Annotated in this window: 11 protein-coding genes; all 11 read left to right on the forward strand. The window is 41.9% G+C overall.

The annotated features are described in order from the left end of the window. The first annotated feature begins 67 nt into the window (after window positions 1-67). The 11 genes from ACTJKG_RS01995 (at window position 68) to ACTJKG_RS02045 (ending at window position 17,856) form a co-directional block, all read left to right on the forward strand. Window positions 68-892: an alpha/beta fold hydrolase gene (locus tag ACTJKG_RS01995; protein WP_440738196.1), complete on the forward strand. Its 825-nt coding sequence runs from the start codon at window positions 68-70 to the stop codon at window positions 890-892. A gap of 421 nt (window positions 893-1,313) precedes the next feature. Then, a complete protein-coding gene (locus tag ACTJKG_RS02000; protein ID WP_172335924.1) occupies window positions 1,314-1,832 on the forward strand; it encodes a DUF2975 domain-containing protein in 519 nt (172 codons plus the stop codon). 2 nt (window positions 1,833-1,834) lie between these two features. Then, window positions 1,835-2,041 carry a helix-turn-helix domain-containing protein gene (locus ACTJKG_RS02005; protein WP_172335923.1) on the forward strand — a complete coding sequence of 69 codons (207 nt, stop codon included), beginning with the start codon at window positions 1,835-1,837 and terminating at the stop codon, window positions 2,039-2,041. A 75-nt stretch (window positions 2,042-2,116) separates the two neighbouring features. Continuing rightward, window positions 2,117-2,992: an ABC transporter ATP-binding protein gene (locus ACTJKG_RS02010; RefSeq protein ID WP_440738197.1), complete on the forward strand. Its 876-nt coding sequence runs from the start codon at window positions 2,117-2,119 to the stop codon at window positions 2,990-2,992. After that, window positions 2,904-6,506 (forward strand): M1 family aminopeptidase, encoded by a 3,603-nt coding sequence (locus ACTJKG_RS02015; protein ID WP_440738198.1) that lies wholly within the window; start codon window positions 2,904-2,906, stop codon window positions 6,504-6,506. Before ACTJKG_RS02010 ends, ACTJKG_RS02015 begins: the two co-directional genes overlap by 89 nt. Before the next feature lie 873 nt (window positions 6,507-7,379). Continuing rightward, window positions 7,380-7,958, forward strand: a complete 579-nt coding sequence (locus ACTJKG_RS02020) for an RNA polymerase sigma factor (protein WP_172335920.1) — start codon at window positions 7,380-7,382, stop codon at window positions 7,956-7,958. 94 nt (window positions 7,959-8,052) lie between these two features. Continuing rightward, entirely contained in the window at window positions 8,053-9,174 is a 1,122-nt protein-coding gene (locus tag ACTJKG_RS02025) for a FecR family protein (RefSeq protein ID WP_172335919.1), read from the forward strand. 262 nt (window positions 9,175-9,436) lie between these two features. Further along, on the forward strand, window positions 9,437-12,655 hold the full coding sequence (locus ACTJKG_RS02030) for a SusC/RagA family TonB-linked outer membrane protein (protein WP_440738199.1): 3,219 nt from the start codon (window positions 9,437-9,439) through the stop codon (window positions 12,653-12,655). A gap of 18 nt (window positions 12,656-12,673) precedes the next feature. After that, window positions 12,674-14,242 (forward strand): RagB/SusD family nutrient uptake outer membrane protein, encoded by a 1,569-nt coding sequence (locus tag ACTJKG_RS02035; protein ID WP_440738200.1) that lies wholly within the window; start codon window positions 12,674-12,676, stop codon window positions 14,240-14,242. 53 nt (window positions 14,243-14,295) lie between these two features. Further along, window positions 14,296-15,744: an alpha-L-fucosidase gene (locus ACTJKG_RS02040; RefSeq protein WP_440738201.1), complete on the forward strand. Its 1,449-nt coding sequence runs from the start codon at window positions 14,296-14,298 to the stop codon at window positions 15,742-15,744. Window positions 15,745-15,756: 12 nt separating this feature from the next. Then, window positions 15,757-17,856, forward strand: a complete 2,100-nt coding sequence (locus tag ACTJKG_RS02045; RefSeq protein WP_440738202.1) for a glycoside hydrolase family 2 protein — start codon at window positions 15,757-15,759, stop codon at window positions 17,854-17,856. Window positions 17,857-18,199 lie beyond the last annotated feature (343 nt).

Raw genomic sequence — 18,199 nt, forward strand, 5'->3', positions numbered from 1 at the left:
GGTTAAACTTATCCGGGGCGCATAATCGGAAGTTTGTGGTGTCCTAAACAATTAGGCATCTCAAATCATGAAAAAACTAATATTAATCTTACTTACTGTAGCTACTACTACTATGATGTTTTCATCTTGTTCAAAAAAGAATGATGAAGTGAAACCTGTTGCTAAAAACTATGTACTGGTACACGGCGCATGGCAAGCCCCTTATGTATGGGACGCGGTAAAAACCACCCTGATTAATGAAGGCAACAATGTAACCGTTGTAGAACTTCCAGGCCATGGCAGCGATCAAACTGATCCCTCAACAATAACACTAAACCTTTACACCACTACCGTACTCAATGCTATTTCAAAAATCAATGGCAAAGTTATCCTTGTTGGCCATAGTTTAGGAGGTATGATCATTTCGTCTGTTGCTGAAAAGATCCCCGCTAAAATAGAGAAGCTGGTTTATCTAGCTGCTTATTTACCAACTTCCGGACAATCATTATTTGGGCTTGCCATGACAGATCCGGGATCTCAATTGGGTATAAAAGGAAACCTTATTATGAATAATGGCGGCTTAACCGTTGATGTAAAGCAAGATCAAATTGTGAATATATTTATACCTGATGGTTCGGCTCAGGTTCAAAACCTTGTACTGCAAAATTACCGGTCTGAGCCCGGAATCCCATTGCAGGATCCTGTGACACTGACATCTGCAAACTTTGGCTCCGTTGAGAAGGTTTATATTAAAACATTACAAGATCGTGTTGTATCTCCAGATCTGCAAGACAGGATGATTGGCACCGCAATAGGTGGGGTAAAAACAGTATATCAATTAAACACCAGCCACTCCGCATTCTTAGCAAAACCAGATTCAGTGGCAATGCTGTTAACTAAAATAGGGCATTAATATAGCTTAACATTCCGAAAGTCTTTACCAGTTCAGCATGCAATTGATTCACCACACTTTAAAATTAGCCAAAGAATCTCAAAAAAAAGCCACTTTACTTTCGTAAAGCGGCTTCGTAGCCCGTAGGGAATTGAACACGATTACTACCAACTGACTTACAATATTTTATATGACTTTCGATTTACTACGCACCGAATTACTAACCATTTTTAGGGTCCAAAGTTCCATTCCATTTCCCTGATTAGACTTGACCTCATTTAGCATACTAAAAAAGGCATGCTAAAAAAAGAGGCTACTCCCACCGGAGCGGCCTTTTTTATGATAATGGCAAGCCATTATCATAGGGATGAAAATATAATTTTTCTTGATTAATTATTGTTTTACAATAATTAAATATATTTTTACAGTAAATATTAAAAACATGAAAAGAGTTCGAGTTATAGCGGCATCCCTATTCTATATATCCAGGGCGGTAGCGATACCTTATTTAGCCACGGCTTTGTATAGCTTGTTGTGCATAGTGCTCAGCCTGCCTGCGTACCAGGTGATCAATGGAGGCAGGCGCTTTGTGATCAATTATCCGTTCACAGATTCACGCTTCTTGATAGGCGATGATGTCCGATTTTACTACAAGTTCGAACTGGTTGCACTCCTTAGCCTGTACGGACTTTTCTTCTGGCTGCTCGGCAACATATTCAACACATTCAGGCAGAGTAAACTATTCACGGTGCAAGGTGTAAAGCGGCTTCAAATATTTTATATCCTTAATTTTGTGGTACCCCTGCCTTTTCTGATCGGGCATATCATTTATAGCTACGAGGTGAACCTGCTGATCGCGCTAGCGCTGCTGCACGCCGTAGTTGGTATATTTGCGTACTTTATGGCTGTGATCTTTAAACAGGGGCTTAACTTACAGAACGAACAGGACCTATATATATAACTATGCCAATAATTGTAAATGTTGACGTGATGCTGGCCAAACGCAAAATGCAAAGCAAGGAACTGGCAGAGATACTAGGGATTACCCAGGCTAACTTGTCCATCTTAAAGACAGGAAAGGCCAAAGGTATGCGTTTTGAGACCTTAGAAGCTATTTGTAAAGCTTTGGATTGCCAGCCCGGCGACATCTTAGAGTACAGAGCAGACTAATAAACGACCCAATATTGACAACAAAAAATAACGCCGTAAAGGCGCATGGATTTTTATTGCCTAAAAATTTTACTGATGAATGCTTTAACAATTAACAACCTGACCAAAACCTATGCTAACGGCGTAAAAGCTATGCAAAATATTTCGCTGGATATCAGCAACGGTATTTTTGGGCTACTCGGGCCAAATGGGGCCGGAAAATCAACCTTGATGCGCACTATCGCCGGACTGCAACGTCCCGACAGTGGTCAGATCACTTTTAATGGTACCGATGTAATAGCTAACCCTGTTTTGATCAAACAGCATCTTGGCTACCTGCCGCAGGACTTTGGCGTGTATCCTAAAGTAAGCGCTTTCGACCTTCTAGAACACCTGGCCATTCTGAAGGGCATCCTATCATCCAAACAGCGTAAGGAACAGATATTGGCCCTGCTTGAAAAGACCAATCTTTACACACATCGGCATAAGGCTGTTAGTTCTTACTCAGGCGGTATGCGACAGCGTTTTGGCGTAGCGCAGGCTTTACTGGGTACTCCACAGATCATTATTGTTGATGAACCCACCGCGGGCCTTGACCCTGAAGAACGTAACCGCTTTAACAATCTGCTCAGCGAGATCGGCGAACAGGTGATCATTATTCTTTCAACCCATTTGGTCGAGGATGTGCGCAATCTGTGTAGCCGAATGGCCATTATTAACAAAGGTAGCCTTTTAGTTTACGGAAAACCCGATACCTTCATCGATGAATTGGGAGGGAGGATATGGAGCCAAACCATTGACCGGCGAGACCTGCCTGCTTTTCGGCAACAGTACCAGGTAATATCCGCGCAATTACAGGCAGGTAAACAAAGTATTCACGTATATGCCGAAACCAGACCCGGTGATGGCTTTATCAGCCGAAGGCCAGATCTGGAAGATGTTTATTTTACTCAACTCTATCATACTAAGTAACATGTTCACTGCCTTACTCAAATTCGACTGGCTGTTCTTTGCCCGCAAGGTCAGTTTTTACCTTGTTCTGGTATTGTTCGCAGCTTTAGGTTTGGTCACCGCAGCTGCTGCTAACTTCCCTTTTCAGGACACATTCAAAAACTCTCCGTACGTGATTACCTATATCGCAGGGATAGCGTCACTACTGTCGATATTCACGGTTACCTTGCTTGCTGCGCAAAGCTTACTTCGCGAAAAAGACTCACAGTTCGATCTCATTCTGTATGCTACCCCCATCAATAAGTTAGCATATCTGACCAGCCGGATGACAGTGATCTTCATGGTGGCAACGTTCTCATTCGCATTATTTATGGCGGGATTATTATTAGGGCATCAACTTTTCAGAAGCTATACCGATCAATACACCGGCTTTCAACTTTGGAGTTACGCTCATCCATTCTTGACATTGGCTGTTCCTAATATCTTGTTCTGCACTGGTATCATTTGCAGCATCGGGGCGATCGCAAAGAACAAGATGATCATATACATCTCCGGCCTGTTCATCTATTTCCTCTATTGGGGCATATCATTATTTACCAACTCGCCGCTGATGGCTAATGCTTCGCCGGTTTCGGCACAAAGCATGCAGCTCATGGCGCGGCTTGACCCATTTGGCATGGCTGCCTTTTTTGAACAGACACAATACTGGTCCGCAGCTCAGCGCAATAGTCAGGTATTGGCTTTACGGGATAATTTCCTATTCAACCGTGTATTCTACACCTTTATCAGCGGCATTTTTATCATATTTGCCTATCGCAAACTTAACTTCACCTTATCAGGCACGAAGACTGTTAGCCGGAAACAGTGCGCTGCTCCCCCGCAAACACCAACGATCAGGTATCAACCACTACGAACACAGATCAGTGGATCGCACTACCTGATCAAGGCGTGGTACAGCTTTGTAAAACGAAACTTAAGTTTTGTGGTCAAAAGTATTCCTTTCTGGTTATTGATCCTGGGTTGGGGATGTTTTTTAAGTATGGAATTGTATGGGGATATCGCAGGCGGCTCACGTTTTCCCGAGAAGTTCGCAACCTCGGCATTAATGATTTCCAATATATTGGAGGTGTTTCCGATAGTCGGGCTATTGGCGGTAATATTTTACGGAAGCGAGATCTTTTGGTATAGCCAAAGCACCCGTTTCGATGCGTTAGAGAACAGCAGTCCTGTTCCTCCCAGCATTGTTTTGATGGCCAGATGGTGTACCTTATCGGCGGTACTCTTACTGTTGATCGCCTCTAACATGGTCATCGGCATACTGTTCCAGTTGTTATTTGCCTGTCCTCATATTGACTGGCAGCTTTATCTTTCGTTGTTCTACCTGACCGGCCTGCCGCTTTCGTTTAGTGCTGCATTGGTCGTATCTATACAGGTCTTTTGTAAGAACCGATATAAGGGGTTGGCCGTATCTACTTTATTGTTGCTAATCCTCAATACCTCCCTCGGAGGCCTGATCGGATTAAAGAACCCCTTATTGCTTTTTGCCAATGTATATCATGGTGAATATAGTGAAATGAACGGCTTCGACCTTCTTCTGAACGCGTTCCATTATAAAACGCTGTACGGGATCTTCGTTACCGCCGGTATTCTTATGATCGCAATAAAAGTTTGGGAAAGTTTCCAAAAATGGTATAAAATAAAATTGGCTCCGCTCGTACTCCTGTCAATTTGTGTTGCAGGTGCCTTTATATCGGGTTATGTGATCTCGAATCAAACAGTGATCAAACGCAAAAATGAACGTAACGACTGGAAGCAGGTTTACGAGAAAAAGTACAAAAAATACCGCGACACGCCGCAACCGACCATCATTGCCGTGAATACCGACATTGACCTTTATCCGGAGAACAACAGCTACATAGTAAAAGGCACCTACACCCTGGTCAATAAAAGCAGGGAAGACATTGATCGCGTATTGCTGTATACCGACAAAGATCTGCAATGGAAAGCCATTAAGATACCCAATGCCGAAAAAGCATCAAATGATGCTGCTTATGGCCATGTGTGGTATTTTCTGAAGCAGCCCCTTAAGCCGGGTGGTTCAATGAACATGACATTCAGTTTCAGCTACCAGGCATCCGCTTTCAATGGTTTTATGCAATTCAGCGCTATATTAAAAAATGGCTCGTTTCTTCGAATCAGTAATTTTTACCCGAGGTTTGGCTACATGGCCGATAACGAGATCGATGACCCTATCGAGCGTAAACATCGAAAATTACCGGCATCTGATGTTGTCAAGCCGTTAGATGCGGCTTGTGATTCCCCCTATAATTACGGCTACATTAATTTGAATGCTACTATATCCACTTCAAAAGAGCAAATGGCTGTCGGCATCGGCGAGTTGAAGGCAAGCTGGCATAAGGCTGCACGGAGTTATTATCAATATCAAACAACACAGCCCGTTCCGTTCCGGTTCGCTGTAGCGTCGGCGCAATATAATGTATTGCGAACCAGGCATCATGGTATTGCAGTAGAAGCTTATTACCAATCCGGTCATCAGCAGAATATCGGCCGATTGATGGACGACGCCAAACAAGCGATCGATTATTGTGAAGAGAATTTTGGTAAATATCCTTACCGTACCATTCGCTTCGCGGAAATATCCTCGTTCACTAAAGGCTTCGCAGCTACAGCCTACCCGACAGCGTTTTTCATCAACGAAGATTTCGGGTTCCAAAATAAAATTGAGCATGATGCCCGTCGCGATATCCTGAATGAGCAGATAAGCCATGAACTATCACACACCTGGTGGGGTAATGCAATGATTGACCCGGAATACCGGCAGGGTAGCAAGGTACTTACCGAAACATTGGCAATGTATACCGAACTGATGCTGTATAAAAAGAAATATGGTACCGATAATCTCTTATCCCGAATAAAGGTGCATAAGGACATTTATCTTGGTAAACGTGGTTTTGATGATGAGGAACCTTTATATAAGGCTGACCCAAAAAAGTCCTATCTATGTTATGATAAGGGGATGGTCGTGATGTACCAACTTTATCTTCTTTTAGGCGAATCCAAAATAAACCAGGCACTCAAAAATTTTCTTAATAAGTACACTTACCCCAATCAGCCCCCAACATCTTTGGACCTTATCAACGAACTATATGCGGTCGCCAATAAAATCCAGCAAGCTAAGATCGACGAGTTGTTCAAACACATAGTCACTTACGACATTCAATTATATAAAGTGGCTCTTAGTCTGCAGAGAAGCGGGCACTATAATTTATCGTTTAATCTTGTATCTAATAAATACAGCGAAGATGATCATGGTAAAAAATTGAACCTGCCTTTAAATGGGGAAGTTGAGCTGGAAATTGAGTTCGAGAACGGAAAACGGCAAATGTTCGCAATACATAATTCGTCAGGTAATAAGTTACTAAATTTAAAAGAAAGACCTGTTCGTATTACTGCGGACCCTAAAATGAAATTTCTGGACGTAAACATGGAAAATAACACATCGGTAATAAAGTGATCATCATCTAACGATTCCTATTTAGTTTTTGCAAATCTATGAGCTATATAACCGTATGGCTGATGGCCGCCCGGCCGACATATCTACGCGTTTACCTTCTACGGTAATGCGCATGTAGATGGCCATTGGTCGGTATTTGTAGTTTTTTGCTTTCTCAGGTAAAAAAGCAGGTGGAAATTACTTTTCATAATTACAAGCTTAAAAGTGAAACAAAAGTAAGTTTGTAGCCTGCTATTATCAAGAAACTTAATAATTTAATGCATTGACAATCAACGAATTTGCAGCTTTTTGTTGCAATTGGGTGCATAAAATGATATTTTGATACAAACAAAAAAACATGCAATCATTTGATTTGCAGACTTTTCATATCTTTCAATATTATTTCTAATAGCCCAATAGAAATCGACCTTTACGATTATTTATTGTGTCGCATAAAGCCAATAGATCTGAACCAGATAACGGCTGATCATATTTTAATTCTCCCCGCCTATCTACGCAAACGTTTGTTTGAAATTTCATTCTTCTTTTTAATAATTAAACTTAAACAGGTATGGGGAAGGATGAAAAGTTAAGATAAATGATGATTCAATATTTGATACATGCCGAGTTATAAGGAACTCAAGAAATAATAAAATCAATAATATTTATTTATGTTAACCACAGCAGGCGGTCCGCTTTTTTCAATCAAACGTTTGCGTGGTGTTTACAGCGCCTCCAATGCTCAAAACAACTACCCGATAACCTAACTTCCAGTATTCTTAAAGATTTGTTTATGAATCCTTAAGGATTTAATCATGTTTAATCTTATACAAACGGATCTGGTCAGGACAACTAATGGTTCCCAGGCCGACTATCTTTTGGAATACTGAAATAATGGACCATTACAGCAGTTCAAGCGACGAACAATTGATGCTTCTTTTAAAGAAGGATGACCATAAAGCTTATGCTCAGATTTATGACCGTTATAAATTTATTCTTCACGCACATGCGGTTAATAAGTTGCGTGACCGCGAAGAAGCTATGGATATTATTCAAGAAGTTTTCACTTATTTGTGGGCTAAACGAGAACAAATTGAGTTTACCGGAAGCTTGTCGGGCTATTTGTATGGTGCCGTCCGTAATGCCATCTTGAATAAAATGTCCAGAAAACGGGTTCATGAAAAATATCATAATTCAATGAAGGCATTTGCATTACAAGAGCAGATTGTAACTGACCATCGCGTTAGGGAAAATCTGTTACGGAAAAGTATTGAAAGAGAAATTGCCATGCTGCCACCAAAAATGAAAGCAGTATTTATAATGAGCAGAAACGAATACCTAAGCCACAGGGAAATTGCCTGGAAACTGGAGATATCAGAACAAACCGTAAGCAAACAAATTACGAACGCGTTAAAAATATTAAAGGTAAAACTGGGAGTAACAATTTACCTGTTGGTAATAATGTATTTGTAAGCAGATGTTAAAATATTTTTAATTTCATCTACCTGTACCAACCTCTGAACTTTCCTTACCATTAACAAAGGCATTAATAGGCCCCTTATGTATAATGGAAGACAAAGCATTAAATGAATTATGGGAACGTTACAGATCGGGTCGGGCTACTTCGGAAGACGAGGCGTTTTTAGAAAGCTGGTACTTGAAAAATAATCAGTTGCCCCTATTTCAGATAACGGATAAAGAACGTGTGGAGGATGTTGACCAGGTTTGGGACGATATTCAAAAGAAACAGGCCTCTAAAAAGTTAAATAGAAGATACCGTTTAGCGGCAGCTGCGGCTATAACGCTATTTGCATTTACAGGTATTTATTGTCTGTTGTATCAAAAAACGCAGACACCCATTAGCAAAACAGATGTAAATCCGGGTAAAAACCAGGCTACCCTGACATTGGCAAACGGTAAAAAGCTAATTTTAGGTAACGCCATTAGCGGGCAGCTTGCCAATGAAGGGGGAGTAACAATTAGTAAGAACGCCCAAGGTGAACTTATTTATAGCACTCATACATCCGGTAATCTTCAACAATCGGGGGGCCAGATCAATACCCTTGCAACTTCAAAAGGAGAGCAATACCAGGTGATATTGCCAGATGGATCACACGTTTGGTTAAATGCGGCATCCACCCTTAAATATCCGGTTGCATTTACAGGCAATGAACGTTTGGTTGAACTCTCTGGCGAAGCATATTTTGAAGTGGCCCACAATAGAGCTATGCCCTTTAAAGTAAAAACTGATCTACAGGAAGTAGAAGTATTAGGCACCCATTTTAATATCAATGCCTACAGGGACGAAAAAACAACAGCAACAACCTTATTAGAAGGATCGGTAAAGGTTACCACAGTATCCAGTAATCAAAAAATGATTATCAAACCGGGACAGCAATCAAACGTCAGTGATCATACCTTCACTATTCAGCCGGTAGATACAGACGAGGCCATAGCCTGGAAAAATGGGTATTTTCTTTTTAATGATGAAAGCCTGGCCAGTATCATGAAAAAAATATCCAGGTGGTATAATGTAGAAGTGGACTATAAAGATATCGCCCTGCAATCCCTGGTTTTTAGTGGTACGGTATCCAAATACCAGAATGTATCACAGGTTATCAAAACGCTGGAGCTAACCAATGCAGTTCACTTTAAAGTTTTGGATAAGAGGATAACCGTATCTAATTAATTCACTGATAATTTATAAAACGCTGATTAATAAACTCGATTACCTGAAATGAAAACCCATAAAAAATACCCGTAGAGAATTGGCAAAACCGGTTTTCAGGTATAAATACCAGGAGTGTTGGAAGCACTCCTGGTAGAATTTATCTGATCAAACCGAACGAGTGTGTTAAATACCATTTCTAACTTAAACAGATACCCAAATGTATAAATTTTACATCGAAATTTTATGTTGGCCAAAGCGCCGTGTTCCTAAATTACTGTTGATGATGAAACTCACCATCCTTGTATTAACCGTTACCCTATTGCAGGTAAGTGCCTCAACGTTTGCGCAAAAACTCAGTTTAACGCAAAAGGATATAACGTTAAAACAGATTTTCAAAGCCATTAAAATGCAAACCGGTTACGATGTGCTCTATCAACCCGGGAAGCTGGATGCTTCAGTAAAGATCAATGCCAACTTTATTCATGCGCCTTTGGATGAGGTCATAAAAACCTGTCTTGAAGGTAGAGGCTTAAGTTATATCTTTTTTGAAAAAACAATTGTTGTAAAGGCCGCGGAAAAACCGATAAATGGTAATCAATCTATTGCCGGCGCAAGCCATACGGAAATTTCCATGATTACCGTTAAAGGTCTTATTGTTGATTCTACCGGGCGACCTGTACCCGGTGCAACGGTCAAGTTAAAAGATGGCAGCAAGGGAACGATGTCTGACGCTGATGGCAAGTTTGAGCTCAAAGATGTACCATCTGCCGGCGTGCTGCTTATTACGTCAATCGGTTATCAAGGGCAGGAAGTTGCTGTCAATAACCAGACAACGTTGCGCGTTGTTTTAAAAGAAACTTCAAAGGAATTATCGCAGGTTGTCGTTGTAGGTTATGGCAGTCAGAAAAAAAGTGATGTTACCGGCGCCATCGTCTCTGTTGCTAAACAACGGCTGGAGAATTTGCCGGTAACCAATATCCTGCAATCAATCGAAGGCTCTGTCCCCGGCATAAATATTACTTCCGGTTCATCCGCGCCGGGTTCGGTAAGTTCAGTTTATATACGCGGTTTGCATTCAATTACCGCCAGCAACTCCCCTTTAGTGGTGCTGGATGGTGTGCCTTATAATGGTTCTTATAATGACATTAACACCACCGATGTAGAATCTGTTCAGATACTGAAAGATGCATCGGCTACGGCTATTTATGGCACAAGAGGATCAAACGGAGTGATCATTGTTACCACCAAAAAAGGCAAAACAGGTAAGCCCTCCATTCAATACAATGCCTGGGCCGGACCGGAATATATGTCGCATGAGGTGAAGCCAATGGGAGGTGCCGAATATGTGCAGAAAAACCTCGATTATGATGAACAAGCCGGTAAAACAGCCGCTCCGGTGCCTAATCTATACGAGCAGGAAAACTATAAAAATGGTAAGGAAACCGATTGGATAAAAGCTATATCGCAACAGGGTTTTATCCAAAACCACTCTTTAAATGTATCCGGCGGCACTGCCGATGTTAAATATTATGTTTCCGGAGATTATACCAAGGAGAAAGGCATTCTAAAAGGATATCAGTTCAATCGTTTCAATATCCGCTCAAACCTTGATGCTAAAATTACCGATTGGTTAAATGCCGGTGCGAACATGTTCTTTAACAATAACAATTATGACGGCGGCAAAAGCAATCTGTATATGGCTACCGTCATGAGCCCATATGGCCAGGAGTATAATGCACAGGGAGATTATCAGATCTACCCGATGTATCCAGATGCGCTTTATACCAACCCGTTATTGGGGCTTTACCAGCCTACCGTTAGCAAAAACAGGACCTGGAACGGTAATTTTTATGCAGAGATTAAACCCTCGTTTATTAAGGGTTTTAAATACAGGCTGAATACCGGTTACGCCTATAATCCAAGCATGACAGGCGATTACACGGGTAGAAATACGGGTGATGCCATCGGGCACGCTACTATCACCAATGCCGAGAGTAACCATTGGCTTATAGAAAATATAGTGAACTACAGCCACAGTTTTGGCAAACACAACCTGGACTTTACCGGGTTATACAGCTCTCAGAAGGACTACACACTGAGCAACGCGTTAAACGCCAATACTTTTATTAATGACCTGACCAACTTTTATAATTTAGGCTCGGCACAAATACAGCAAACTACCTCAAGTTATACACAAAGCACCCTGCTGTCGCAAATGGTACGTATCAATTATTCTTATGCGGGAAAATATTTGTTTACGGCGACGGCCCGCCGCGATGGTTTTTCAGGATTCAGTGCCGCCAATAAATATGGTACATTCCCTTCTGTGGCAGTGGCCTGGAATATGACCGAAGAATCGTTTATGAAAGGCATATCCACATTATCTGCGCTGAAATTACGGGCTTCATATGGTATTTCGGGTAATCAGGGTGTATCATCTTACAATACCCTGACAACACTCGCTTCAACGCAATACATCTATGGCAATACAACAACCACTGGTTTAAATCCAAGTGCCATCGGCAACGGGAATTTAAAATGGGAAAGTACAAAAGGGTTCAACTTCGGCATTGATTTCTCTATCTTACAAGATCGCATAAGCGGCTCTGTCGATGCTTATGATACCAAAACCTACAACCTGCTGTTATCACGTAAAATACCTTACATTACGGGTTATACCACTATTTTGGATAATATAGGCAAAACTGCCAATAAGGGTATAGAGTTCTCTATCACCAGCCGAAATATTAAAAGAGATAATTTCTCCTGGGAAACCAATATAAATTTCTCTGCCAACCGCAACAAACTGGTACAACTTTATGGCGACAATAAAGATGATATCACCAATAATCTGTTCCTGGGCAAGCAGTTACAGGCTGTATATGATTATAAGCTGATCGGTATCTGGCAAAACGGTGACAATTTTACCGTTGATCCAAGCGCCAAGCCTGGCGATCTCAAATTTGCCGACTTAAATGGCGATGGCAAGATCAATACAGCCGACAAAACCTATCTGGGTTCACGTTTGCCCAAATACATTGCCGGTATGACTAATACCCTCAGGTATAAAAATTTTTCGTTAAGTGCCTTCATACAAACTTTTCAGGGTGCGCTTAAGCCTAATCCTATTTATGATTACCGGGATCAGGCCGGCCGGATCAACCTGCCGGCTGGTATAGGCTACTGGACGGCGGCTAACCAAAGTAATACCAGGCCATCGTTAAGTTACACCAACTCAAGACAATACACCTATCCTGTTTCCGGTTCATACACCCGTATTAAGGATGTTACTTTAAGCTACAGTTTCTCTAAAGAGGTGCTACAAAATTTAAAGATCTCCAACTTACAGGTTTACGCCAGTGGGCGAAACATAGCCACCTTTTCCAAATGGTTAGGTTGGGATCCGCAGACCGATTTTTACAACTACTCCGGTAACCAGAGCAGTTCGTTTTATCCCCTGGTGGCAACAGCTGTACTGGGTGTTAACATTACTTTATAATAATTAGAAATTATAATCATGAAAAGTATTTATTCATTACTCTTTATAAGTCTGATAACCATGCTCACATTTAATTCCTGTAAGAAGAGCTTTTTGGATGAAGATGTCAGAACACAATTTACACCTGCTACTTTAAAGGATGCCCTAAGTTTTGAAGCCGCGGTCGCCGGTCTTCAAAAAATAGTTCGCGATCAGTATGAAGGCGATCAGGGAATCATCGCACTGATGCAGACCGGTACCGATGTGGCCCGCAACGGTCAAACCACATCAGCCATGGCTCCGTATGAAACTTATTCACAATTAAATTCACAGGATGTCGCTTCCCTTAGTTTTTGGCGCTGGGGTTATCAGGTTATCAACGCTGCCAATGTAATTATACAGGCCGCCCAATCCGGCAACACCAGTTTAACACCAGCTCAGATCAATAGTTATGTGGCCGAAGCCAAGTTTTTCAGGGCTTACGCCTATAATTTCCTGTCAACCTTGTTCGGTGGTGTGCCACTTATTACGGCGCCGGTTACCGCGCCTAAAACCGACTATGTGAGGGCTCCATTAGATACGATCATTAATCTGCAGGTCAATGACCTTACTTTCGCGGCCGCCAATTTACCCGATGCCGCACATGTGACCGCTGAGGGCAGGATAAACAGTGCTGCTGCGATGCAATTACTCGGGGTAACTTATTTAAGGGCCAATAAACCTGATCTTGCCGAAGCACAGTTGAACAAGATCATAGCCAGCGGCCTATATAAGTTGGTGAGCGGCCGATATGGTATCAATTCGTTGAAGCCGGGCGATGCCTTTTCAGATATGTTTATTTATGGCAATATGCGCCGTAGCCAGGGCAATACCGAAGCCATTTGGGTAGTAGAAGAAGCAAACATCCCCGGTGGGTATAGTCCAACCGACCAGCACCGCAGGGTTTGGGTGCCATTTTATGTGAACATTCCGGGTATGATCGGAGCCGATTCATTAGGCGGACGCGGCATAGGCCGGATACGGCCAACCAACTGGTGGACATATAATCTGAACATTAATAATGATATGCGCAATTCTAGTTTTAACGTCCGTCGCAAATATTATTACAACGATCCTGCATCAGCTAATTATGGTAAACTGGCAGTAGTTACCTCCAATACCGATACCATTCAAAATATGTACGCGCATAGCACCAAGTGGTACTCTTATACCAGCGCCGACCCTTTTGGTACAATAACGTATAAAGATCGCATCTATATGCGCCTTGGCGAAACCTACCTTTTACTGGCCGAGGCACAGTTTAAGCAAGGTAATTTAACAGGAGCCGCCAACGACATCAATGAACTTCGCACAAGGGCTAATGCTCCGCTTGTACAGACATCCGATATCAATATGGATTTTATTCTGGATGAACGCGCCCGCGAACTTATTGGCGAAGAAGACAGACGGGTTACCTTAATGAGAACAGGGACTTTGGTAGAAAGGGTAAAAAAACACAATCCCACTTCCTCTGGCTCTATTAAGGATTATAACCTATTGCTGCCCATTCCTCAATCAGAGATCGACGTGAATAAAGGAGCAACATTAACTCAAAATCCGGGATATTAAAAACTTGGTCAAAGCTGCCGCAAATGCGGCAGCTCCCTATAAGAGAATTAGATATGATAAAAAAAGTGATCCTGATTGCAGCAATTGTATGGAATTGTGTGAATGCTGCAAATGTAAACGCGCAGCAGACAGAAACGGCAGCGCAAAAAAATATTGTCCTGCAGCATGGCGCCCACCGCATAGGTCGCAGAACAGATGCTGATATGGCAAAATGGCGTGCTTATGGCTTAGGACAGTTTATCCATTGGGGTTTATATTCCATACCAGCTGGTGAATGGCGTGGTCAAACCTATAGCGGTGCTTCCGAATGGATAAAGTCATGGAAAGTTGTTTCCGCTACAGCCTACGATTCATTGATATATCAATTTAATCCAACCAAATTTAATGCCGGCTCATGGGCGGCAATAGCTAAACAAATGGGGGTAAAATATGTAACCATCACCACAAAACATCATGATGGATTTTGTTTGTGGCCAAGTAAGTATACCCATTTTACCATCGCCAATTCCCCCTATAAAAAAGACTTAATAGGCCCGCTTGTAAAGGCCTACGAAAGACAGGGGATTGACGTGATACTTTATTTCTCTATTATGGATTGGCACAATCCCGACTGGCGGTATGATATTAAGAGCCGGGAGGATAGTATCGCATTTGAAAGGTTTAAACAATTTACCCGTAACCAATTACTGGAACTGCTTACCCGATATCCAACAGCCAAAGGTTTATGGTTCGATGGTACCTGGGATAAATCATGGGTTACACAGGCCGCTTTTGCAGATTCACTAGAAAAGGAGATGAGGGCAAAGCATCCCGGATTGATCATCGGCAGCCGCTTTAGGGCAGATGAATATGGTAAGCGACATTTTGATTCAAATGGTCATATGATGGGCGATTATGAACAGGGTTGGGAACGTAAAATACCAGAGAATATAGAAGATGTACACGGGAACGACTGGGATTGCGTAATGACCGTGCCCGAAAACCAATGGGGATATGGTAAGGTATGGAAAGGCCACATCAAAACAACCGATGAATTACTGGAAATGCTGGCCAAATGTGTTTCGCTCGATGGAAATTTTGTGCTCAATTTTGGGCCAAAGCCCGATGGCTCTTTAAGAACAGAAGAGTTGAACCTGGCAAAAGAAATTGGAGAGTGGATGAATACCAACAAAGAGGCCATTTACAATGGCGAGTATGCCAGTTTTGCAAAGCAGGATTGGGGGTATTACATAAAAAAAACAGGTATCAATAAAATCTATATGCTAGTATTTAATGTACCTGTCTCCGGAGCCTTAAAGGTTGTAACACCGCCTCATACAGTAATCAGCAAAGCTTATGATCTTGGTAATCCTGCGCAAAATTATGTGCCCGAAGAAACAGGTACATTTTCCTGTTTTATCCACTTGAAACAGCAAGCCTTTAAACATCCCTTTGTCATTGTTCTGGAAACCACAGATAGCAATAAAAATAGTGGATCTCAGTACCAGAAAGCTAAAATATAAACGTTGCACCAGATGATCGTAAAACTTATGCGTACAGCAAAGATCACCCTGTTTTTCCTAATAAGCCTTTGCTTTAGTTTAAAAGGATGGACATTCCAAAAAGCCATGGACATTAATAACATCAATTCCGTCCGGCAGGTTATACCCTTTAATCAGGATTGGCAGTTTAAGAAAGCAACCTATAAAACCAATATCGCAATTGCCGGGGGCGAATGGCAAACCGTCGCAATACCCCATACATGGAACAACAAGGATATTCAGAAAGGGAAAAATTTTTACACCGGGGATGCCTTTTATCGCAGAGAGTTGGTAGCCCAAAAGGAATGGAAAGATAAGCGTGTATTTATTCGTTTTGAAGGCGTGGGCACGGTTGCTGACCTCTATATTAATAATAAATTGATAGGTACGCATAAGGGCGCTTATTCGGCATTTTGCTTTGATATCAGCAACTCGTTAAGGTACGATACTATCAATACAATTATGGTAAAAGTAAACAACGAGGAGCGGCCTGATATTATTCCCATCAATAACAAACTATTTGGCGTTTACGGCGGCATTTACCGTCCCATAAGCATCATTGTTACCAGCAAGATCAACATAACCACAACTGATTATGCATCCCCGGGTATTTACATTAAACAAGATGTAAATAATAAAAAGGCCAATATCACGGTAACCGCTAAAATCGAAAATAAAGAGCGGCAAGTACAGCAGATTACGGTAAAAACTACCATTAGTAATAAAAACGGCACCATTGTTAAACAAGTTCAACAACTACAAAATGTACAACCACAAGGTATAAATATTGTTGATCAGCAAATGCAAGTCAATAACCCGCATTTATGGGACGGCCGGAAAGACCCCTATTTGTATTCGCTTACCACCGCCATTATTAAAGATGGTAAAACAATAGATGAAGTTACACAGCCACTTGGCCTTCGCTACTTTTCGGTAGTACCCGGCAAAGGCTTTTATCTGAACGGACAGCCGTATCGCCTGTATGGGGTTTGCCGTCACCAGGAGTGGCAGGATTACGGCAGCGCGCTAACCAACGCCCAACACCAAAGCGATTTGGATATGATCTACGAAATAGGTGCAACCTCTATCCGTTTTGCACACTATCAGCAAGCCGAATATATTTATGCTAAATGCGACAGCATGGGCTTTGTAATATGGGCCGAAATACCATTTGTAAACGCGGTTTCGACAGAGGAAGGGGATAACGCCAAACAGCAGTTAACCGAATTGATCAGGCAAAATTATAACCACCCGTCTATATACAATTGGGGTTTACATAATGAAGTATATTCCAGTTCGGCCGATGGTTTTGTGCCAGTTTTAACCAGAGAACTGAACGACATTGCCAAAACGGAAGATCCAGCCAGATTTACCGCCAGTGTTAGCGGCTACGGTGAAATAAATCGCCCGTCAAACCTGGCTGCGGATATTCAGGGCATCAACCGATATTACGGCTGGTATGAAGGGAAGATCCCCGATCTTGAAGGTTGGGTTACTGGGCTGGAAAAAGAATATCCAAATTATAAGGTCGTACTTTCTGAGTACGGTACGGAGGCAAACGTAAATCAGCAACAGGAAAAGGTAGACGATAGCGGTGATCCGTCCGGCCAATTTTGGCCCGAAACCTTTCAGACACACTTTCATGAGGTACAATGGGGCATTATCGAAAAACATCCATACCTGGTAGCCTCATACGTATGGAATATGTTTGACTTTTCGGTGCCATCTGCCAATGGAGGCGGGATACCTGCTCGTAACATGAAGGGCCTGGTTACTTATGACCGTAAAATAAAAAAGGATGCCTTTTACTGGTACAAGGCCAATTGGAGCCAGGAACCCGTGCTGTATATCAGCGGCCGCCGAAATACGGATCGGATAGAGGCCATAACTACAGTGAAAGTATTTGCCAATACCTCATCCGTTACACTTTACGTCAACGGTAAAAAAGTAAATCAGGCAGAAACAGGTGCAACCAAACACGATTTTGTGTTTAAAAATATCCACCTCGTTAAAGGAATAAACCGGCTCAGGGCTGAGGGCTATTTTAACGAAAAATTACAAAGCGATGCTATTGAATGGACCCTTAAAAAATGAGAATGTCAGAGAGGTTTTTAGTAAAGCGTTGCAAGAGCTAAAGGAGGTTATCACAAGTTGTGATAACCTCAAAACAACGTGATCACTTCAAGAAGTAAATTACTTTGATGTCCCAAATCGCAACATCAAGGATTCAACTTCCGTTTCATCGGTTTAGTCGCGTTAATTCATTCAAATTTGGAGTTATTTAATTATTTCGTCGACGCTAATAGATCGCGCCACCTATAACGAATGATTTTATCTATAAGTTATCCGGTTTGTAATCGATTCATTTTCGTACTTGCGATTCTATCATTTTGTCAATCAAGGTATCGAAATACTATTTCGATATTTTTACCCTGAC

The organism is Mucilaginibacter sp. 22184, assembly GCF_052045695.1.
In the GTDB taxonomy this organism is placed as follows: domain Bacteria; phylum Bacteroidota; class Bacteroidia; order Sphingobacteriales; family Sphingobacteriaceae; genus Mucilaginibacter.